The organism is Vibrio sp. 1751 (genome assembly GCF_033339895.1).
GTDB lineage: Bacteria > Pseudomonadota > Gammaproteobacteria > Enterobacterales > Vibrionaceae > Vibrio > Vibrio alginolyticus.
The window spans coordinates 80,724-101,895 of sequence record NZ_JAWOVM010000001.1 but is presented as its reverse complement, the minus strand read 5'-3'; the positions used below and the strand labels follow the sequence as shown (position 1 = coordinate 101,895).

Here is a 21,172-nt window from a genome sequence, read left to right as displayed (position 1 = left end):
TCCTTTTGAGTAATATAAATGCTAAGTGACAATTAATGCGGTATGTCAGCATGACTATTCAGGTAAGCGGAATCAATAAATCCTACGGTGAGACACAAGTGCTTCACGATGTCAGCTTTAAGTGTGAAAGCGGCGAAACACTGGTGTTACTTGGTCCAAGTGGTGCAGGGAAGAGCTCTCTACTACGTGTTCTTAACCTTCTTGAAGGTGCGGATAACGGCAAGCTAAACATCGCAAATGATGTTTTTGATTTCTCTACTGAAATCAAAGAGAAACAAGGTTTAGCGCTTCGTCGTAAAGTAGGCATGGTGTTCCAGCAGTACAACCTATGGCCACACATGACAGTGATGGAGAACCTGATTGAGGCTCCGGTAAAAGTCGCTGGCATGGATAAAGAAGAAGCGAAGAAGCAGGCAATGCAAATTCTTGCGACGCTGCATTTGGCAGACAAAGCGGATGCATGGCCGATGCAACTTTCTGGTGGTCAGCAACAACGTGTGGCGATTGCTCGTGCATTGATGATGAAACCGGAAGTCTTGCTTTTTGATGAACCGACCGCTGCGCTTGATCCGGAAATTACTAACCAAGTCGTTAAGATTATTAAAAATTTAAGCGAAACCGGAATTACACAAGTAGTTGTGACGCACGAAGTGGATTTCGCCAAGAAAATCGCTAGTCACGTACTGTATTTAGAAAAAGGACACATCGTTGAGCACGGCACAAATGATTCGTTTTCTAACCCGCAAACCGCCCAGTTTGCTGACTACTTAAATCACTAAATCACTAAATTACGTTTTTAAAGTTCAGTCTATTTAACAGATAAGCTCGGCTGTCATTGCGAGTGTCAGCCCACTAAGTACACACGGAGTATTGCAATGAAAAAGATTCTACTAGCTTCACTAATCGGACTTGTCTCAGCGAACGCAGCAGCACAAGAAGAGATCAAATTTGCGATGGAAGCGACGTACGCCCCATTCGAATACATGGATGAAAACAACCAAATCCAAGGTTTTGATGTGGATCTGGCGAATGCACTATGTAAAGAAATCGAAGCAAAATGCACCTTCCACAACCAATCTTTCGATAGCTTGATCCCAGCATTAAAATTCAAGCGCTACGATGCGGCAATCTCTGCAATGGACATTACTGAGGCGCGTTTGGAGCAAGTGAATTTCACGAATGCATACTATGACAACTCAGCAGCGTTTGTTTCTATCAAAGAAAAAGTGGCTGATCAAAAAGCACTAGAAGGTAAGCGTGTTGGTGTTCAAAACGGTTCAACACACCAAAGCTACCTGATTGAGCAAATGCCGGGCGTAACCGCGGTTCCTTACTCAAGCTACCAAGACGCGTTCATCGATATGAAAAATGGCCGTATTGATTCTGTATTCGGTGACACAGCAGTCGTAGCAGAATGGTTCAAGAAAGAAGACAACCTAGCTTACGTGGGTGAGCACGTCACTAACCCTAAATACTTCGGTAACGGTTTCGGTATCGCAGTAAATAAAGGTAACGACGAGCTAGTGAACAAGCTGAACACAGCACTGCAAACAGTGAAAGCGAACGGCGAATACGACGTAATCTACAACAAGTACTTCGGTAAGTAATATGGCACTAATGGGTTACTCTTTATCGCTTGTTCAAGCTAGTTGGATGACTGTCCAGCTAGCCTTCACAAGCCTTTTAGTCGGTTTGATTCTGGCAGTGGTATTCGCCAGTGGTGAAATGTCTCGCCGCGTTTTCGTTAAATGGCCAATGACGGCGTTTGTGACGATTGTACGTGGTTTGCCAGAAATCCTTGTCGTGTTGTTCATCTATTTTGGTTCGACGCAGGTTCTGTTTTTAATCACCGGCGACTTTATTGAAGTTAGCCCGTTCTTGTCTGGCGTGGTGGCGTTGTCATTGATCTTCGCTTCCTACGCTTCTCAAACTCTACGTGGCGCATTAAAAGCCGTTGGAAGAGGGCAGAGAGAAGCAGCAAGTGCACTCGGCATCAGTCAAGCACACGCTTTCGTTCGCATTGTTTTACCACAAGCAGTAAGACACGCACTACCAGGTTTAACTAACCAATGGTTGGTTCTGCTGAAAGACACCGCGCTTGTATCACTGATTGGCGTAACGGATTTGTTGAAACAAGCGCAGCTAACATCTGCAGCGACGCATGAAGCGTTTACATGGTACGCAACCGCTGCGGCGATTTACTTAGGCATTACTTTGATTACGCAACGTGCCGTAAAACTGATTGATAAGAAATTCTCAATTCAAGGTATGAGCATGGGACAGGAGGCGACCGCATGAACGAACAACACGTTTGGCAAATGCTGGATGGCTTAGGCACTAGCCTTCAATTGACCGCCGCTTCTTTGGTGGTGGGCTGTCTCTTAGCTTTGATGATGACGCTGACTCTGATCTTACGTACTCCGGGTTTGCATTGGTTAAGTCGTGGCATCATCACCTTGTTTACTGGTACACCTTTGTTGGTGCAGATCTTCTTGGTGTATTACGGTCCAGGTCAGTTTGATGTCGTAAGAGAAAGCGTATTCTGGACATGGTTAAGCCAACCTTGGTTCTGTGCGATGCTAGCACTAGCACTCAATACCGCTGCTTACAGCACTCAGTTGTTCAAAGGAGCGTTTAACGCGATTCCTTCCGGTCAATGGCAAGCGTGTCGTGCATTAGGCATGAACAAAACAGCAACACTGAAAGTGCTTCTACCATACGCTATTCGTCGTGCTGTTCCTGCTTACTCGAACGAAGTGATTTTGGTCTTCAAAGGCACGTCACTAGCAAGCACGATTACGATCATGGATCTGATGGGTTACGCGCAGCGCATTAACGCACAAACTTACGATACGTTGACGGTATTTGGTATTGCGGGCGCATTTTATTTAACGGTAAATGGTGTGCTAACTCTTATTTTCCGTCAGGTAGAGAAGAAAGCATTGGCGTTCGAAGCCGCATAAACCTTCAATCAACACTCATCATCTCGTTCCACAGTGCCTTTGCAAATGACTCTCTTGCAGGGGCATTTTTTATATTCGTTATGGCAAATCCCTCAAGTTCCACCAAACTTAATTCAATGCAATTGTATTGGTGGCACCATGGAAAGAAGACACTTTTTAGCGCTGTGGACATTGTTGTTCGCACCCTCTTTAAAAGCGACGACACCAATGCGGCCGACGCCAGCACAAACAGAAGGGCCATTTTATCCAGTAGTGGATATTCCTCTTCGTCAAAACTTGATTCTGCAATCAGAAGGCTTGGTCGGTGAACCTATCGTGTTGCAAGGCAGAGTAGTAGATACATCGGGAAACCCAGTTTCAGGCATCAAAGTAGAAATCTGGCAATGCGATGGGCAGGGGATTTACGATCATCCTAAGCAACCAAATAACGATAAGTTTGATGCGCACTTTGCTGGCTTTGGTGCAGTTTTAACTCAATCGGATGGTCACTACTTGTTTCAGACCTTGTACCCTGTACCTTATGCTTCTCGCCCACCGCACATTCACGTTAAGTTGTTGCGAGATAATCAAGAACTTCTGACCACTCAGTTGTACTTGAAAGGCAATACTGGCGATGAATGGTGGGGAGGCAAAGCCCGTGATTATCTGCAGTTTGAAACTATACGAATCGACGGGCGGTTAACGGGCCAATTTAACTTTGTGATTGGCTAGCTAATCCGGTTAAGCCATTAACTCAACCAATTGCGCCAAGCATTCTTTATCCAGTATCGGATGAGGCTCGACGCCCGTGACCAGTACAATATCTACGGAAGGCAGCGATGGCATATTGCCTAAGATCTTAAGATCCTCGCTAACGCTAATACTGCCCATCGCACCGATAGCCATGCCCGAACGTACAATCGCTCGTTGTGCGGAGGCCGTATTGCAACACGCCAGTAGTTGATAAGGAGTACCACGTTTGGTTAATCCGTCTACTGCTGCCGCATGGTATTTGCAGTCGGTTTGGAATAGGGCGAGAGGGAGAGGTTGGGCGTTCTCAATGTCAAAATCAGGATGAGCAATCCACACGCCTTTGTCGCTTGCTAGCCAGTAACCTTCCTCACTGTCCGGTGCTCTTGTCACAATAGCTGCGTCTAGCTTTCCTTCATCAAGTTTTTCTCTCAAGGTGATGCTTGGCTCACTGAAGACTTGAATTGAACATGTGGGCTCAGATTGCTGTAATACGCGGATGACTTTAGGCAGGATATTGTCGTTGTAATCCTCAGGGCAACCTAAGCGAAGAGGGCGCTTGTTTTCATAGCGCTTCACTTGTTTCAGTGCTTGATTGTGCAAGTTAACCAATAGTTCGGCGTGAGAGCGCAGTGCCAGTCCCGCTTCACTCAATACTAGGTTGCGACCTTCTTTTTCAAACAAACTGACGCTGAGTTCGTCTTCTAGCTTACGCATTTGAGCACTGAACGCGGATTGGGTGCGATTGATCTGCTTGGCTGCACGAGTGAAACTTCCCGTTTCGACAAAAGCCAGAAAGCTGCGTAACGCATCGATATCCATATCTAAAACTCATCCATCGTTTTTGTTGAAGTGTTCCATCAAAACTATCCGTTAGTCCCCTTAAATACAATCAGATATTGTGAATGGGTACTCAAAACACGAACCGCATGGAGGCGTCATGAAACTGTTTATTGCTAATCAAAACTACTCAAGCTGGTCACTTCGCGCATGGCTGATCTTTTCTCAATTCAAACTGGATGTGAAAGTCACCAAGCTCAAATTATTCACAGAAGATTTTTATAAGACCTTGGAAGATATTACACCAACCGCGAAAGTCCCTACCTTAGTGGATGGTGACGCAACAGTGTGGGATTCATTAGCGATTTTGGAATACGTTAACGAGCAATACTTACAAGGCAAAGCATGGCCAAGTAAGTCTGCAGAACGGGCTAAAGCACGCGCCATCGCATCAGAAATGCATTCGGGTTTCTTTAACTTAAGAAGCGAACTCCCAATGAACATCCGCGCACGCAGAAAAGTCGATCTAACGGAGGGGGCACGTAAAGATATTGCTCGCATTGACGCTATTTGGGCAGAGCAAGCCAAACTGTATCCCAACGGTTGGCTATTTGGAGAATGGTCGATAGCGGATGCTATGTATGCACCTGTGGCATTGCGTTTCCAAACTTACGGTATCGAGTTATCCGAAGGTGCCAAAGCTTACCAACAGAAGGTGCTAGCAAGTGAATCTTTACAGCAATGGTTGGAAGAGGCGAGCCAAGAAACGGATATCGTAGAAGAGGACGAGGCAGGGGAAGAAGTATAAGCGCATCTTGCGATCGCCTGTAGCAAGGGAAAGCATGACAAAGCACGCTTTCCTCTTCTAGGATAGTTGTCGTTTCCGGCGCGTTTAAGCTAGGTGTTCAACAATCGCTCTGCCTACGCCGTGTGCGCTCGTTGGGTTTTGACCTGTGATGACACGATCATCCACAATTACAAGCTCTTGCCATGGTTGCACTTTAGAGTAGCGCGCTGCGCCACGTGCAAGAGATTCTTCCAATAGGAATGGGATATCGTTGATGGTGCCGAAGTCGATCTCTTCTTCGCGAGTGAAACCTGTTACTGATTTAGACGCAAGCAGCTTTTCGCCATTGCTAAGCGTGATAGGAAGAAGAGCGCCCGGACCATGACAAACTGCTGCCACAATACCGCCATCTTCATAGTGTTTTGCGGAAATCTTGGCAAAATCTTCGTTGCTCGCTAGGTCTGAAAGAAGACCAAAACCACCCGGATAGAAGATCGCATCGTAGTTGTCACCGTTGATTTGTGACACTGGAATCGTGTTGTTGATGCGGTTCTGGAAATCATCATCCGCCAAAATTTTCTCGTTCACTGCGTCGCCTTCGATGTCGGTTCCGTACAGTGGTGCTTGCCCGCCTTTGATAGAGGCAATGTCGTAATCGAAGCCTGCATCTAGTAGTTCGCTAAGCGCATGAGTGAGCTCTGGCGCGTAAGTTCCGTTTGCTTGGTCAGTTTCACCAAGGGTCGCATGGTTCGTCACAATGATGAGTACTTTCTTCATGATGGTTTCCTTTTTGGCTTACGTATATTTGTTGAACACCTTCATACTAATTGCTAAACAAATAAGTGATAATATGATTAATTGGCAAAACATTATTGCTATATAGCAAAGGTAAGTATGGACAGTTTTGAAGGCATCAATGAGTTTGTTACGGTTGCTGAGAGCTTAGGGTTTTCTGCAGCGGCAAAACAGTTAGGTTGCAGTACCAGTCACGTCAGTCGCCAAGTCACAAGACTAGAAGAGCGATTAGGTGTCGCTTTGTTAGCACGTTCGACAAGAATGGTGAGTCTAACGGAAGCGGGGCAAGCGTATTATCAACAGTGTAAAGAGTTGGTGATTGGGCTTCAGCAAGCCAATGAGCAACTCACCACGCAGCAAACTCAATTGAGTGGTACGTTACGTGTGAGTGCCGCTGGTGCGTTTTCTGAAAACCATGTAGCGCCTGCCTTGATGGCGTTTGCCAAGCAACATCCTAATCTCACGGTAGAAATCAACTTCAACACCAGCATGGTCAACTTTATTGAAGATGGTTTCGATTTTGCCATTCGTTACGGTAGGTTGAGTGATTCAGGCTTGGTTGCGAGAAAGCTGGTGGATCGTCCCATGGCAGCGGCAGCCAGTCAGCGTTATCTCGATGAACATGGTTTGCCAACGCACCCCGAGCAACTCAAGCGTCATAGCTGCATTATTGCCAACAAAGACGTTTGGTTGTTTGAAAAAGATGGCAAGCCTTTAGATGGCGTAAAAGTGCAGGGCAGATGGAAGAGCAATAACGCACACACGGTCTTGCAAGCCTGTGCAGAAGGATTAGGTGTGGCGTACTTACCGAAGAGCAGTTTCAACGATGCTATTTCGTCTGGTCGTTTGGTGCCAATCCTAGAGCCCTATTGGGGAAGTGGCAACAGCAGCTGGATTGTTTATCAGAATCGTCACTTTCTACCACTACGAGCGCGATTGGCTATCGACTTCTTGCTTGATCATTTTGCCGATTGGCAGGAGTAATGAGGCTCTGCCAATCGGTTTGTTTATCCATTTGTTAGATCGTCAACATACTAACGTATCTACATGTTTTGATAGCTCGGTCCACCGCCACCTTCTGGTGCTTTCCACGTGATGTTTTGCGAAGGATCTTTGATGTCACAGGTTTTGCAATGCACGCAGTTGGCGGCATTTATCTGAAACTTCAACTTATTGTCCACTTCCACCACTTCGTAAACCCCAGCGGGGCAATAGCGCTGACTCGGTTCGTCATACATACCTAAATTCACATCAATTGGAATGTGAGGGTAAGTCAGAACAAGGTGACAAGGTTGATTCTCTTCGTGCTGTGTTCCCGACAAAAATACCGACGAAGGCTTATCAAAACTGATTTCACCATCTGGTTTTGGGTATGCAATTGGGTGGCACTCTTGTTTAGGTTTTAACTGCTCATGATCGTGCGAATAGTCCTTGATAGACCAAGGTAACGGCTTCTTAACCAGTGGTTGCCACAGGTTGTGTTCAAAAGTCGAAAGAGCACCGCCAAGTATGCTGCCCAACTTATGAATGTTCGCGCCAAAGTTACGCGTTTCGGCGAGTTCGTCATACAACCATGATGATTCAAACAACGACTGGTAGTCTGGCTCAGAAGCTCCAGTTTGTCGGGCCGTATGTACCGCTTCTGCTGCAATGATTCCGGATTTCATTGCTGTGTGGCTGCCTTTAATTTTTGCGACGTTCAAAGTCCCCGCATCACAACCAATCAATAAACCGCCAGGGAATTGCTGTCTCGGCAGAGAGGAAAGCCCACCTTTCGCAATGGCTCTTGCGCCGTAAGCGATGCGCTGAGCACCTTTCAAATGTGTTTCAATAGCAGGATGGTGCTTAAAGCGTTGAAATTCGTCAAACGGACTCAAGTAAGGATTGCTGTAATTCAAGTCGACAATAAGCCCGACGGCGATTTGGTTGTTCTCCATGTGATAGAGAAAACCGCCGCCTGTGGTATTTGTTTCACTCAAGGGCCAGCCAGCGGAGTGGATAACACTGCCAGATACATCCTTACTGTCAGTGGGTAACTCCCATATCTCTTTTAGGCCAAGCGCGTAGTGCTGTGGTTGCTTTCCTGCGTCTAGGTCGAACCTTTGAATAAGTTCTTTACCCAGATGTCCGCGACAACCTTCAGCAAAAAGGGTGTATTTTGCCCTTAGCTCGATACCTGGTTCAAAGTTAGGTTTGGCCTGGCCGTTCTTATCTAGTCCCATATCGCTCGTGTTAATGCTTGTCACGGCGCCAGTCTGATCATAATTGATGCTTGCAGCGGCAAAGCCCGGAAAAACTTCCACCCCAAGATTTTCTGCTTGGTTAGCGAGCCAACGGCAAAGGTTGGCAAGGCTAATTACGTAATTATTCTCGCCATTTATCATTGGACGCGGTGTAAGGAAGTGGGGAACGCGAATATGGTTTTGTTCAGTAGTAAGATAAAGGAAATCATCTCGTTGAACTGAGGCTGCTAGCGGGGCGTCCATTTCTTTCCAATTGGGGAAAAGCTCATCTAAGGCACTAGTTTCAAAAACAGCGCCAGATAAAATATGTGCGCCCACTTCTGAGCCTTTTTCTACAACGCAAATTGAAAGTGCGTCACCTTCACTGTCTTGGTTGAGTTGAGCTAGCCGACAAGCGGCGCTTAAGCCTGCAGGTCCGGCCCCCACGATCACGACATCAAACTCCATGCATTCTCGTTCCATCTTTATGCTTCCTTTCTATTATCGTCATCTGCGTGACAGGTTTTGGTTTCTATACAGAAAACTATAGCTCAGTTGACGTTAACGTGAAGTGGACTAAGCTCAAGTAATGGATCTGACGTGTTATATGAGGCATGACCATGGAAGACCGACCATTAGCAACACTTGTGCTCGCAGAGCATGACAACCAATCGTTGGCTGTAGGGACGCTGTGTGCAATTAAAGCGGCATTTGAGATTAAGGATGATGATAAATCGCTTCCTGTTTCTGTGTTGCTTATTGGTTATCAGTGCCAATCAGTTTTGGATGAGTTGAATTGTGTTCAAGGTGTTGCAGAAATTATCTGGGTTGATGCGAAGGGATATGAACATGGATTAGCGGAAAATATCGCACCTTTGATCTCACAAGTAGCCAAAAACTACTCACACATTCTTTCTCCTGCCAGTACATTTGGTAAGAATGTGATGCCTCGTGTGGCGGCGTTGCTTAATGTTGGTCAACTTTCTGACGTGATGACAATCGAGTCTATCGATACGGTGATTCGTCCAATTTATGCTGGAAATGCATTGGCGAGAGTCACGTCGAATGATCCCTATAAAGTGATGACCATAAGAAGTACGGCTTTTGATGCCGCAGAGCTATCTGACACGCCAGTTGTCCCTAAGCTTACTCAAGTCGACACGGTGATTATCAATAAACTTAGTGAGTTTGTTTCGCAACAAACGCCAGAAAGTGAGCGACCAGAATTGCCAGCGGCTAGAGTAGTAGTGTCGGGTGGTCGTGCATTCGGGAGTAAAGAGAAGTTTGTTTTAGTAGAACAATTGGCTGACAAGCTAGGTGGAGCGGTAGGGGCGTCACGAGCGGCGGTCGATGCGGGCTATGTGTCTAATGACCATCAAGTTGGGCAAACCGGCAAAATTGTTGCACCGGAGTTATACATTGCCGTCGGAATTTCTGGCGCGATCCAGCATTTGGCGGGAATGAAAGATTCCAAGGTGATTGTTGCAATTAATAGCGATCCTGATGCGCCTATTTTTGACATTGCAGATTATGGATTGGTCGGCGATTTGTTTGTGGTAATGCCTGAGCTGTTAGAGAAGCTGTAGATATAGTCTTGTTCCCTAAAACAAAAGGCTTCCAAATTGGAAGCCTTTATCATTTGATTTTAATAAGTTACTTTTCGCTCGGACGTTGCAGGTGCTCTGCAAGTACTTTCGTAAACCTTGCAGCTTCACCACCAGTACAAGCGCGATGATCAAACGTTACGGATAGCGGCATTGCTTTCACCGAAATTGCCTGACCATTTCTTATCACAACTCGGTCGAGTATTCGGCCCGCGCCTACAATAGCGACTTGTGGCGGTGTGACGACAGGTGTTGCGTAAATACCGGCAATCGCGCCGAAGTTGGAAAGCGTAATCGTCGCGTGCTGCAATTGCTCACGACCGATTTTTCTCTCTCTGATCCCTTCAACGGTTTGATCGAGCCAACGACGAACATCTTGTGGCTCGTATTCATCTGCGTGGCGCAAGACTGGTACGTACAATCCATGACGGCTATCTACTGCAATTCCTACATTGACCGTTGTGTGTACACAGCGTGTCATGGTTTCGGCATCAAACCAAGCGTTTAAAGCAGGCTCTTCTTGACACGCATGAACAATCGCTTGAACAAGGCGGATACTGATATCTTCGTTTGGCAGCCAATCTTCCAACAACGCTTCTTCCGTAATGGTTACGGCGGCAACATGTTCGTGCGACTCGGTCATAGACGATACCATGGTACGTCGAGCGCCTTTCAAAACTTCGGTGCCTGGACGCTGTTTTCCGGCTTCGTCGTAAATATCGGCATCAACGATAAGTCCGTTCGGGCCACTACCTGACACGAGGTTAAGATCTACCCCAAGTTTTTGTGCCAACAAGCGAGCCGAAGGCAGGGCGGTAACGAGGTTACTTTCTGTCGTGTTGTGGTTGCCACCTATCCAGAAATCATCAACGTTTACATGATGCGCTTGGTGAGAAACGCTGCCGACGACGGTTGCGGCGTCAGCAGTGGCTTTTTTCTCTGTCGTTACTTCTCTCCCGGCACCTGTTTCATCAATCTCTAGCAGTAATGCACCAATATTGACGATTTCACCTTCCTCACCATGACGGCTGACCACACGGCCCGAGTAGGGGGCAGGGACGTCGACCGTCGCTTTTGCTGTCTCTACGGTTAAGATCACTTGATCTAATTTAACCATGTCTCCGACATTAACGTGCCATTTTACAATTTCTGATTCAGCGAGGCCTTCGCCGAGATCGGGTAAGTTAAACGTCTTCATTTCCAATCCTCCACGAGTTCGCGCGCCGCGGTCACAATGTCTTCTTCCTGAACCATGAAATAATCTTCGTTACGGTAATAAGGCATAATGGTGTCCATTCCAGTTACTCGTTTAGGTGGGGCTTTAAGTAAGCACATGGCATGTTCAGCGGTTCGAGCTAATAGCTCAGAGCCCACACCACAAGTTTTACTCGCTTCATGAACAACGAGTAAACGTCCAGTTTTTTCTAGTGAGCTGAAAATCGTCGCGGTATCAATTGGCTTAATACTCGCCAAATCAATCACCTCGACTTCAATCCCCTGACTAGACAAGGTTTGCGCGGCCTGAAGTGACTCTACGACGCATGCGCCCCAAGTAACGAGCGTGATATCTCGCCCCTTACGCAAGGTGAAGCAGGTGTCGAGTGGGAGTGCTTCGCCGTTATCAACGACTTCAGATTTAACTGTGCGATATATGCGCTTCGGTTCGAAGAACATGACGGGATCATTGCTTCTAATTGCAGCGAGAAGTAAGCCGTATGCGCGTTGTGGAGAAGAAGGAATCACTACTTTAAATCCAGCAGTGTGAGCAAATAGCGCTTCCACGCTTTCTGAGTGGTGTTCCGGAGCGTGGATACCGCCGCCAAATGGCGCACGAAAAACCGCGGGACAAGTGAGCCGACCGCGAGTTCTGTTACGCATTCGAGCCGCGTGGCACATTAAGTGCTCCATCGCAGGAAAAACGAAACCTTGAAACTGAAATTCGGCGACAGGTCGTAATCCTTGCGTTGCCATACCGACCGCAACCCCGCCGATTAAGGCTTCAGCGAGTGGCGTATCGATGACTCGTTTAAGACCAAACTCTTGCTTGAGTCCAACAGTGGCACGAAATACACCACCATTATCGCCCACGTCTTCACCTAATACGACAACATTGGGGTCTTGTTGCATTTCGTGGTGCAGGGCAAGGTTTACTGCTTCAACCAACGTTAGCTCAGCCATGTCTGCCTCCCTGCATTCTCATTGCCTTGTTGATGAGTTCATCTCTTTGTGCATGAAGCTCTTGAGGTAGCGATTCATACAAATAATCGAAACCGGTTTCTGGTGCTTGTGGCGGTAAGCTCAGATAGCGTTCAACAGCTAACTCTACTTGCTCTTTACAGTAATCTAGCCATTGCTGTTCTTGTTCGTCGCTCCAAGCGCCTTGATTAAGGAGATACGTTTTAAGACGTGCGATAGGTTCGTATTGCCATGCGGTTTGAACATCATCTTCTTTACGATAACGAGTCGCATCATCGGCCGTAGTGTGGTCACTCAGTCGGTAACTCACCGCTTCGATGAGTGTTGCGCCTTTCCCTTTTCTTGCTCTCTCAAGGGCGGTTTTAGTTGCATCATAAACGGCGACGACATCGTTACCATCGACAGTAATACCCGGTATACCTGCACCTTGCGCTTTTGCTGATAAGAAATCGGCGGCACATTGTAGACTACGCGGCACTGAAATTGCCCACTGGTTATTGTTTACGACGAAAACAAGTGGAATATTCCAAGTACCTGCGCAGTTTATTGACTCAAGAAAGTCCCCTTTGGATGTACCACCATCGCCGCACATGACTAGCGCAGCTTCATGGTTACCTTGAATTTTTAGCGCGGAAGCCACCCCGACAGCATGCGTACATTGCGTCGCTATGGGTACACAGTAGGGAAGGTCTCGGCTAGGAACCGGACTGCCTTCAGGAGCAAAATCACTCCCGCGCTCATCGCCACCCCAGTATTGAAGGTTCTTTTCCATGCCAATGCCACGACACCACATCGCAGGCATATCGCGGTAGTAAGGAACAAACACATCATCGGCTTTAAGTGCTCTGCCGACCGCAATGCCTATGGCTTCCGCGCCTAAGTGTGAGGGATAGGTCCCTAGCTTACCGGTGCGTTGCAAGGCAACTGCTTTGTTGTCGTAAGTGCGAGTTAATACCATATCTCGGTAAAACCCGACCAATGTTTCAGTGTCAGCCCAGTTGGGTAGTTGGCCGACTAGGTCCCCACGATGGTCGATAAACCGATGCATGGGTAATGCCTGAACGTTCATCTCAAGCTCCTTTTGACGCTGCGGGTCTTTTGGACTGCAGCTGTTCATACAAAACCAGAGTTTGTATGGGTACTCAAACTCTGATATCAGCGCAAAGGCCATACCTAAGGTTGCGTGTGCTTTCGATAGCGGTAGGCATCTGTTCGTCCCTTAAACTATTTGTCGATAACATCGCTGCGACTATTTCACCGCAAGATACAGAGAAAGGCTTTTCTGTATCTAACCCTCTAACTAAATCGTGGTATAGCCAGATACAATAAGTGTAAACAAATTGTTAAATTATGCTTCATTTTGACTTTCGATCAGTAGTAAAGTTTTGCTTGCACCCTGATTTTGCAGAGTAATATGCTGATATTTTGTTGGTGGTATTTTTAAACTCGAATTTAATTACTGGTTAATGAAACATATTTGCAACAAAATTTGGCTGTAAAATTTGACAAAGTGAGTCATTATTAATGAATCAACTCAAACAGTTGCTATATGATGAATTGCAAATTTTTGTTGTGCTCGAAGCCTCGACCTTATGAGAATGCATAACTTCTTCCCAACTGAGTGGAATCAAGGTAGGGTGACGGCATTACAAATGTATACCCTCGGCAGTCCTTGAGCTTATCCAAAGTAGGTGGTGCTCAAGCGGAAGTGATTATGGAGAAGTTATGTACCACGCTCATGTTTATTTTCCCCTAAGAGAACAAGATAAAGCGCAAGCCTTGAACGAGATCATCCGTCAAGAGCGTCAAGATGTGCTGCGTGTGTTTCCATTAGTTGGAAGGTTAGTTGGCCCACACAAAATGCCGATGTTTGAAATTCACCTAGAATCATTGAGTGAAGAGTTCTTGGCGTGGCTTGATACGATTCGAGGCGATTTTTCTGTGCTTATTCACCCAGTAAGCGAAGAAGAGTTGCTCGATCACACAGAACGCGCGATTTGGTTGGGCAGAGAGATTGGTGTATTTGAAGAAAAGTTAGAGAAATAGTTGCTCCTCCCGCCCATGCATGGCCGCTTTGAATCCTTCTCTTCTCATTGCGGTCGCAGCTTCTGCTTAACGCCTCATCTTCATTGATGGGTGCGGAATCCCTATCTTACGCTTTGTTGTAGCTATTTTTATGCTAAACCTAAAAGTAGGCTTTCGAACTTCACGCACAAAGCGTGAAAATATCGCTGTTTAGCATGCCATTAAATGAATTTTGGTGGTAATAAAACAATAAGTCTTTGATAAATCAAATAGGTATAGCAGGGAAGTGCAGTTTACGACCCCAACGCCATTGGCAGTGGCGCCGATAATTGCTGAGGGGGAAGGGTATGTTTTCAATACTCTTGGTTATACTTGCACTCTATATATTTTGGCTGTTGTTTCGCAACGGGCCTGAGTTTGCCGGGCGTACCGCCCAAAAAAAACGTGACTGGGTAGGGCCTACCGCCAACAAAGAAGAATGGCGAGGATTTTGTAGGGATGTATTTCAGCCGTTCAGTTCTCAAACGACTTTCTACGCTATTGCTTATTTTGCCAATTACGTAGCAGCAGCGAACGCAATATCTTGGTCAACGATATACGAAGGCGATTATCCGGTCATCATAAGCCGATTTGGTAGCTACTTCATTTTAAGCACGCATGATGCACTGGTCGTAGCTGGGTTTATTGCGCTTGCTTTCTTTATCATTAATTGGCAACTTGCCATGCGCTGCTCCGGTATTCTTAGCCAGTATCTAGTGCGGATTCTTATTATTAATCAAAAGCGCTTTGTCGCGATTAGCTTGGTGTTTTGCAGCTACTTTTCGTACCTACTGACGCTTGGTATATTCTGGCTGTTCCATGATGGGTATTCAATCTGGCATGGATTAATGCTTAGCCCTGTGTTCCTGCTGTTAGCTTTATTGGTAGCGGTTGTTGTGCCATCTGCAAAAAGAGAAAATAGTGTACCTTAGATAGGTTTTCCACGTTAAATTACATTCGATTTTAGGATAGTAATTCTTATGCCATTAAGTTAGCATTGCCAGTTTTTTTAACGGTCAAAAGGCCACTAATCAGTGGGACAGTGGGAGAAACAATGTTTATCGGCTTTGACTATGGTACTGCAAACTGTTCAGTGGCTAAAATGGAACCGGGTGAGCCAGTACTGCTTAATCTAGAAGGAAACAGCCCTTTTATTCCTTCCACCCTTGCTGCACCGAGTCGTGAATCGGTATCCGAGCATTTATTTCGCCATCGAGATATTAAACCATTAGATCAAGTTGGTGAGCAGGTTTTACGCCGGGCAATCAATTTAAACCGAGAAGAAAGTATTGACTTAGAATCCGACGACATTGCGTTTGGTCAGGATGCACTTAACCTCTATTTGGAAGATCCTCGCGATATCTATTATGTGAAATCGCCGAAGTCTTTTCTTGGTGCATCTGGCTTGCGTGATGTGCAATTGGCTTTTTTCGAAGACCTTGTCTGCGCGATGATGGACAATATTAAGTCGGAAGCCGAAAGCGATGCGCAGCAAAGTATTACCGATGCTGTGATCGGCAGACCAATTAACTTTCATGGGCGTGGCGGTGAAACGGCTAACATTCAGGCTGAACGCATTTTGTTGCGGGCAGCGAAACGTGCGGGCTTCCAAAATGTGGAGTTTCAGTTTGAGCCTGTCGCGGCGGGCCTAGAGTATGAAGCGACACTCAGCGAAGATAAAATCATTCTAGTAGTCGATATTGGCGGTGGTACAACGGACTGTTCGTTGATCCAAATGGGACCGTCTTGGCGCGGCAAAGCAGATAGGACCGCAAGCTTGTTAGCTCACAGTGGCCAGCGTGTCGGCGGGAATGATCTTGATATCGCGTTAGCATTTAAGCAGCTCATGTTCCCTTTTGGCATGGGAAGTAAAATGGAGTCAGGTATTGTGATGCCGACTACCCAATTCTGGAACCCGATAGCAATCAATAATGTAGAAGCGCAGAGTGACTTCTATTCGCGAGAGAACCTATCAGCGTTAAAGTTGCTTCAAAAGCAGGCTCAAGAGCCAGAAAAACTTGCTCGTTTGCTAGAGGTGTATCATGAGTCTTTAGGCTACAACATTGTTCGCCGTGCCGAAGAGGCAAAAGTGGCACTTTCAGAACAAGCTTCTTACCGAACTGGCATCAACTTACTATCAGAAACGATTGAAGTTGATGTACAACGTGACGAAATGATCGAAGCGATCCAGTCGCCAAAGAATAAAATGACGGCGTTGGTGACAGAAGCGGTAGAGCAAGCTGGAGTTAACCCCGATGCTATCTTTATGACTGGAGGTTCGGCACGCTCGCCAATCTTGCGCGATGCGGTTCAAACCGTACTGCCAAGTATTCCGGTTGTCAGTGGAAACTATTTTGGCTCAGTAACTGCGGGCTTAGCTCGTTGGGCTGAGGTTTGTTTCTAGTAGAAAGAAATCCGATTAACCGTGGGTCTTTGTTGCCAAACTTATGATTTCATTTAGGCTTGCCAAGTGATGGTTGGATAACTTTGTCGAGAGGTTGAGTTTTAAGCGGGTAGGGAACCTTTTTAGGATCTTAAGTCTTTCAAGGTCATTCTGAATAGCGAGGAACGAGCGTGATTTAGAATCTCTTGCCCGAGCACGCTGTTATGATATATGACGCCGTTTCGCCAAGCGTTATTTATCACCATTATTCTGAAGAGTCGAGTTAGGACCTATTGGATAATGATTTTGACTAAGCTGAGATAAAAATGCCCGCTAAATCAGCGGGCACTTTTGTTTACGTCATTAATGGTGCATGTGTTTTTCCATGTGACCTTGTTTTTCAACCGCCATTTCTACTTCCACTTTACCCGCGTTTTTGAATGTTAACGTCATAGGGAAGCGGTCGCCTTCTTTAAGAGTTTGTGTTGGGTTAAAAATCATTAAATGGAAGCTGCCTGGCTTAAACAACACTGAGTCATTGGCTGGAACGCGCACTTCGTCAATCTTAATCATTTTCATCACACCATCTTCTTTCTTATGCGTGTGAATTTCGACATGCCCTGCGATTGGGCTTTCTGCTGCGATCAATGCATCTTCACTGTCACCGTGGTTGGTTAATTGAAAAAAACCACCGATAACAGGTGCGTTTGGTGGCGCTTCGCGGCTCCATGGATGGTCGATATGAATTTTTCCTGCTTCATAATCGTGCGCTAAACTCAGTGGGCTAGCGATGACAGCAATAAGCGCGATAGCGGCGGTTTTTAATGATTTAAGCATGTGTTTTTCCTTTTGAATTAATAGCTTCTCTGAATGGACAACAAACAGAGTCATCGTTATTTTTGAATAAAGTTGTCAATGATTAGATGCCTGTTAGGCAGGAAAAACACTCGGCGGAGAGTGCTTAGGCGCGATGTGTTTGTAAACGAGCTTATCGCATTTTGAAAAGTGATAAGTCGTCAGTGCATACTTTACTCGGCGCAGCCAATGGATGGTTGTCAGGTAAAGCCCAATCGCAACCAAAAGAAAGAATTGAACAGCTTGAAGAAGCGGGCATTCAAACTGAAAGCCGTCGTGTAAGTTAAGATCTTGGATGAGCTTAGAAGAAGATTGAGCGTTAGCCTCAATCAACGTATTGATATCTACCCATTTGAAACCATCTGCGGTACACAGTAAAACCTTTTCACTTTGGACTTTGTTGAGCCACGTTGTGCTGTGAACTTGTGTAGGGTTAAGAGCGGCTGTGGACGCTAAATACAACTGAAACAACACCGCGATAATAACCGCAATAGCGTGCAAGCGATGGTGTTTGTGCTGTATTAGAGTGTTTTCCATACAATTGAGTGCTTATCTTCTTCGGCGCGGGATACTAACAAATTAACCAAACAATGTAATTATCAGTTTACTAAAAGGTGATGCAAGTGTGCATTATTTGTTTTATTGCCTATTTTTAACGCTTTAATGTCTTGATTCGGCTGACATTCACAACCTCCAATTCAACTTGTCAGTCTTGCCTAGTCGCTTTTGAAGATACCGAATTAATCTCTCTTATATGCCACTGAAGCTTCGGTTAGTGGGTGTCGTGGTGGTGTTTTTACGTGCTAGATTTGGCTGATATCGATTCAAAATGCACACCGAATCTTCACTTGTTTTCCATTAACGGAATTATGACAGTAATTTAATAAAGGATACGGTATTCTGCGCTCCTTTGTACATGCCAGAAACGTCCGTCCTACTTAGTCGGAGGGGCTATTAATCTTAAGAAATTTCTCAAATGAAATACGAACAACAGATTGGATATCGATACCCTAAAGGTCGATTTGCCATGGTGAGTGTATATGCATTCACCGGTGCTGCGATTTTAGCATCGACTATTTTTTCTCTATTGCTGTTTTTGTCGATCGACGAAAACCCGATGATGCAAACCTTATTTGGTGGTTTAGCGATCATTTTTGAAGCGGGTAAATTTTACGCTTGGTATGAATACGGTGAGCGCCGAGCCCATCGCAACTACACAGGAGCTGCAACCGCTCTCGTGTTTTATTTAGTTTTAGCTGCGATTTCCATTGGCGGTAGTATTGGTGGGATTAATAGTGCAACCAATAGTGCACAAAGTCATATTTCGGTAGAGCAGGCGAAAGTGGAAGCGTTTAATCGTCAGATTGCGGCAATCGATAAGCAGATTGAGCTCAACAATATGGCAGCGCAGAAATACATCGAGATGGAGCGTATCGCGACTGGTGTAACTCGCATTCAGGATCAAAACAAAACCTTACGTGAAGAGCAGCAACGCTTGGCTATGGAGCGTGATAGTTTACCGCCGGTCACGCAAGGCTCAGTGATTGGTTTGATTGATAGCCTAGCCAACGCATTTGGTACCACCTCTCAGCAAGCTCAGCTTGGCTTGGTTATATTTCTTTCGATTCTGTTGGACTTCTTTGCTGCATTTTTTGTTGGCTTGATTGGTGAAGAGCAACGGTTCCGATATTTCTATCGCAGAAATGAGGGCATGATATTGAAAACAGTTCGCGATATAGACCCAGCGCCTGCGGGTTATCTTCCTCATATAAAAGAGGAAGAAGAGCAAGAAATACCAGTAGCGCCGGAGCCAGAAGAACCAAAGGAACCGAAAACCTTGTTAGAGCAAGTTAGCGATGCACTTAAAACGCATCAAATTACGTGCACCAAAAAAGCCGTTGCTAAACAGTTTAGGCTGTCTGCGGAAGAGGTAGACAAGGTATTTGAAGAATTGGCAGAGCTCGGTTTAGTGGGGAAAAAAGCCAACCACCATTATCATTGGATAGGTGAAGCAGAGACCGCATAATTGGTTATCTATTAGAGTTCGGAAAGAGCGTCAATCGGCGCTCTTTTTTTTGGGGGGGGAAATTTTCGCTATTAAAGTTAACTACAAGAAAGCGTATCAATCTTTATTGAGCTTTTTGGTTACGTCTTTCACCGTTTTCTTCTCTTTTTCCGGTGTCATTGCATCAATAGCTTTATCCGCCATCCCTTCATCTGGCAATTTGTCTTTTCCTGCATCAACTGCGGTATCTTTCAGTGCCTCTTTAGGCGTACAGCGACCACCAACACCAACCACGGCTTTTGTCGCAGCGGCTTTAGCTGCCTTTTCTGCATCGCAGTCAGGATCCATAACGCTAGCTAAGCTCGTGGCTGAACCAAAAAACAAGATTAACAAAATGAGGTTGCGTTTTTTCATAGTCGTCACCAATGTTGTGAAACATAGGTAAAGTGTAACGGAGAGAAAAGGCTTTGGCTGAGAATTTGTTGGTTTGAGCTTGGGAAGCAAAGTAAGGTAAAAAGAAAAAGTGCCATCGAAGTGACACTTTTTCTTAAGCGTAGAAGGGATTAGTTGTCGTAAACGTCTAACTCCACTTCACGGGCAATATTTTGGTCGTTAATGATCACACCTTCGACTTCGACACGAGCACCATTTAGGTTAAGTTCTTCGATGCCTTGGAAGCGTGTTTGTGCATCAATCACAACGGTCGTGTTGTTTAGCAATTGATCTGCGTCGTTTTCGCAACGCTCGATTTCAAATGTTCTTGCTTCAGCATCGTAGTTTGATACGTATCCTTCACATTCAAATTCTTTACCTTGCCATTGGTTGTTATCGTCAAAGTCTGGTTGCTCAAACTCAATAACGGTAGCGATGCGTTTGCCATTTTTCATGACAGACGTTACTTCCACTTCTTGGCCTTGTTTTAGGTTCGCTTTGCTGCCGTCTTCAAATCGTGTTGCGTTATCGATGAAGAATGCTCCTCGGTAGTTTAGAGAGAACTCACTATAATCCTTGGCAACCCAAGTCACGATACCTTCCACATCGCTGTCATTTTTTAGATCGTCGTAGTCTTCAACTTGTACCTCATGTGCCATGAAGATACCGTTTTGCATTTCACCTTCTACTTCCACCCATTGGCCGATGCTAAGTTGGCTAATGTTGTCGTAAGATACGGTTATATTTGTACCAAGCTCAAACGTGCCAGCATTTTCATCGATACTGGTAATACGGCCTTCCAGTTCGTAGTCGTTATCAAGTACTGGGTAATCGTTATCTACGTCGAGTTCGACCACAGACAACACTCGATAACCCGCATCCGCAGTCGGCAAGGATGACACCATCACCCAGTCGTTGATCTCTATATCATCACTTAAACCGTCAAACTGCAGATCTACGCCGTTTACCGTAAATGTTTTCTTCACATGATCAATCGCTGTGACACGTCCTGTAATGGTTGGTTCAAGTGTGACTCGGACGCCATTGTTCGAAGCTTGCCGAATATCTGACCCCACGCGAACCACCATTTTTGGTTTTACATCGGCCAATTGCACTTGTGTGTCGTCATAAACCACCTCAGACACACGATACGTATGTCCATTGACGGTTAACGTGCTTTCTTCAGCGTTGACCGCTTCAACAGAGCCAATCGCTACACTTGGTTTCACTGCTGGTTGAGTTGGTGTGCTATCGCTATTGCTGCCACCACCTGAACCACCACAACCAGACAATGCCAAACCTACTACAGAAATAAGAGCGAGTTTTTTCATTGTATTAACCTCAATTTACGAGCGAG

The 21,172-nt window shown here is 45.7% G+C and carries 23 protein-coding genes; 13 read left to right on the top strand and 10 right to left on the bottom strand.

Annotated features, from left to right (window positions below):
- Positions 1–50: 50 nt before the first annotated feature.
- From artP to R7041_RS00435, 5 genes are all read left to right on the top strand, one after another.
- On the top strand, positions 51–779 hold the full coding sequence (artP, locus tag R7041_RS00455; protein ID WP_086013014.1) for an arginine ABC transporter ATP-binding protein ArtP: 729 nt from the start codon (positions 51–53) through the stop codon (positions 777–779).
- A 96-nt stretch (positions 780–875) separates the two neighbouring features.
- Entirely contained in the window at positions 876–1,607 is a 732-nt protein-coding gene (locus R7041_RS00450; protein WP_054576777.1) for a lysine/arginine/ornithine ABC transporter substrate-binding protein, read from the top strand.
- A 1-nt stretch (position 1,608) separates the two neighbouring features.
- A complete protein-coding gene (gene artQ / locus R7041_RS00445) occupies positions 1,609–2,298 on the top strand; it encodes an arginine ABC transporter permease ArtQ (protein WP_206949043.1) in 690 nt (229 codons plus the stop codon).
- On the top strand, positions 2,295–2,963 hold the full coding sequence (gene artM, locus R7041_RS00440) for an arginine ABC transporter permease ArtM (protein ID WP_009696340.1): 669 nt from the start codon (positions 2,295–2,297) through the stop codon (positions 2,961–2,963). Before artQ ends, artM begins: the two co-directional genes overlap by 4 nt.
- Positions 2,964–3,101: 138 nt before the next feature.
- Positions 3,102–3,674: a protocatechuate 3,4-dioxygenase gene (locus tag R7041_RS00435; protein ID WP_104976564.1), complete on the top strand. Its 573-nt coding sequence runs from the start codon at positions 3,102–3,104 to the stop codon at positions 3,672–3,674.
- Between the two features lie 9 nt (positions 3,675–3,683).
- Here R7041_RS00435 and R7041_RS00430 read toward each other — a convergent pair whose 3' ends face one another.
- Positions 3,684–4,514, bottom strand: a complete 831-nt coding sequence (locus R7041_RS00430) for a LysR family transcriptional regulator (protein WP_104976565.1) — start codon at positions 4,512–4,514, stop codon at positions 3,684–3,686.
- Between the two features lie 118 nt (positions 4,515–4,632).
- Between R7041_RS00430 and R7041_RS00425 the strand changes: the two genes are divergently transcribed.
- On the top strand, positions 4,633–5,280 hold the full coding sequence (locus tag R7041_RS00425) for a glutathione S-transferase family protein (RefSeq protein WP_017634240.1): 648 nt from the start codon (positions 4,633–4,635) through the stop codon (positions 5,278–5,280).
- Between the two features lie 84 nt (positions 5,281–5,364).
- On the opposite strand, the gene R7041_RS00420 is transcribed toward R7041_RS00425, so the two are convergent.
- A complete protein-coding gene (locus R7041_RS00420; RefSeq protein WP_206949042.1) occupies positions 5,365–6,036 on the bottom strand; it encodes a type 1 glutamine amidotransferase domain-containing protein in 672 nt (223 codons plus the stop codon).
- Positions 6,037–6,153: 117 nt separating this feature from the next.
- Here R7041_RS00420 and R7041_RS00415 point away from each other — a divergent pair, with 117 nt between their 5' ends.
- Positions 6,154–7,038 carry a LysR family transcriptional regulator gene (locus tag R7041_RS00415; RefSeq protein ID WP_005388553.1) on the top strand — a complete coding sequence of 295 codons (885 nt, stop codon included), beginning with the start codon at positions 6,154–6,156 and terminating at the stop codon, positions 7,036–7,038.
- Between the two features lie 59 nt (positions 7,039–7,097).
- On the opposite strand, the gene R7041_RS00410 is transcribed toward R7041_RS00415, so the two are convergent.
- Entirely contained in the window at positions 7,098–8,759 is a 1,662-nt protein-coding gene (locus tag R7041_RS00410) for an electron transfer flavoprotein-ubiquinone oxidoreductase (RefSeq protein ID WP_206949041.1), read from the bottom strand.
- A 137-nt stretch (positions 8,760–8,896) separates the two neighbouring features.
- Between R7041_RS00410 and R7041_RS00405 the strand changes: the two genes are divergently transcribed.
- Positions 8,897–9,862: an electron transfer flavoprotein subunit alpha/FixB family protein gene (locus R7041_RS00405; protein ID WP_005375829.1), complete on the top strand. Its 966-nt coding sequence runs from the start codon at positions 8,897–8,899 to the stop codon at positions 9,860–9,862.
- Positions 9,863–9,929: 67 nt separating this feature from the next.
- Here R7041_RS00405 and R7041_RS00400 read toward each other — a convergent pair whose 3' ends face one another.
- Genes R7041_RS00400 through pdhA form a run of 3 tightly spaced genes read right to left on the bottom strand, consistent with a single transcriptional unit; the run spans position 9,930 to position 13,145 of the window.
- Entirely contained in the window at positions 9,930–11,078 is a 1,149-nt protein-coding gene (locus R7041_RS00400) for a dihydrolipoamide acetyltransferase family protein (protein WP_161440803.1), read from the bottom strand.
- On the bottom strand, positions 11,075–12,058 hold the full coding sequence (locus R7041_RS00395; RefSeq protein ID WP_017634235.1) for an alpha-ketoacid dehydrogenase subunit beta: 984 nt from the start codon (positions 12,056–12,058) through the stop codon (positions 11,075–11,077). Before R7041_RS00395 ends, R7041_RS00400 begins: the two co-directional genes overlap by 4 nt.
- Complete coding sequence (gene pdhA / locus R7041_RS00390) at positions 12,051–13,145, bottom strand: pyruvate dehydrogenase (acetyl-transferring) E1 component subunit alpha (RefSeq protein WP_104980762.1); 1,095 nt, start codon at positions 13,143–13,145, stop codon at positions 12,051–12,053. The genes R7041_RS00395 and pdhA overlap by 8 nt, the downstream gene beginning before the upstream one ends.
- Before the next feature lie 65 nt (positions 13,146–13,210).
- On the opposite strand from pdhA, the gene R7041_RS00385 reads away from it, so the two are divergent.
- From R7041_RS00385 to yegD, 4 genes are all read left to right on the top strand, one after another.
- A complete protein-coding gene (locus R7041_RS00385) occupies positions 13,211–13,405 on the top strand; it encodes a hypothetical protein (RefSeq protein ID WP_127891143.1) in 195 nt (64 codons plus the stop codon).
- A gap of 396 nt (positions 13,406–13,801) precedes the next feature.
- Positions 13,802–14,122: a DOPA 4,5-dioxygenase family protein gene (locus tag R7041_RS00380; RefSeq protein WP_005375836.1), complete on the top strand. Its 321-nt coding sequence runs from the start codon at positions 13,802–13,804 to the stop codon at positions 14,120–14,122.
- A gap of 326 nt (positions 14,123–14,448) precedes the next feature.
- The gene (locus R7041_RS00375) at positions 14,449–15,072 is read left to right on the top strand and encodes a hypothetical protein (RefSeq protein ID WP_130545582.1); all 624 of its coding nucleotides are present in this window, start codon (positions 14,449–14,451) and stop codon (positions 15,070–15,072) included.
- Between the two features lie 122 nt (positions 15,073–15,194).
- Positions 15,195–16,544 (top strand): molecular chaperone, encoded by a 1,350-nt coding sequence (gene yegD, locus R7041_RS00370; protein ID WP_206949040.1) that lies wholly within the window; start codon positions 15,195–15,197, stop codon positions 16,542–16,544.
- Positions 16,545–16,886: 342 nt separating this feature from the next.
- Here the strand turns inward: yegD and R7041_RS00365 are convergent, their stop codons facing one another.
- Positions 16,887–17,360: a copper chaperone PCu(A)C gene (locus R7041_RS00365; RefSeq protein ID WP_005375841.1), complete on the bottom strand. Its 474-nt coding sequence runs from the start codon at positions 17,358–17,360 to the stop codon at positions 16,887–16,889.
- 93 nt (positions 17,361–17,453) lie between these two features.
- Entirely contained in the window at positions 17,454–17,915 is a 462-nt protein-coding gene (locus R7041_RS00360) for a hypothetical protein (RefSeq protein WP_005388493.1), read from the bottom strand.
- 439 nt (positions 17,916–18,354) lie between these two features.
- Between R7041_RS00360 and R7041_RS00355 the strand changes: the two genes are divergently transcribed.
- On the top strand, positions 18,355–19,404 hold the full coding sequence (locus tag R7041_RS00355; RefSeq protein ID WP_206949039.1) for a Preprotein translocase subunit SecY: 1,050 nt from the start codon (positions 18,355–18,357) through the stop codon (positions 19,402–19,404).
- Positions 19,405–19,500: 96 nt separating this feature from the next.
- Here the strand turns inward: R7041_RS00355 and R7041_RS00350 are convergent, their stop codons facing one another.
- Both R7041_RS00350 and R7041_RS00345 read right to left on the bottom strand, forming a co-directional pair.
- Positions 19,501–19,797 carry a hypothetical protein gene (locus R7041_RS00350; protein WP_206949038.1) on the bottom strand — a complete coding sequence of 99 codons (297 nt, stop codon included), beginning with the start codon at positions 19,795–19,797 and terminating at the stop codon, positions 19,501–19,503.
- Positions 19,798–19,946: 149 nt separating this feature from the next.
- Positions 19,947–21,146 carry a DUF5666 domain-containing protein gene (locus R7041_RS00345; RefSeq protein ID WP_064369210.1) on the bottom strand — a complete coding sequence of 400 codons (1,200 nt, stop codon included), beginning with the start codon at positions 21,144–21,146 and terminating at the stop codon, positions 19,947–19,949.
- Positions 21,147–21,172: the final 26 nt, after the last annotated feature.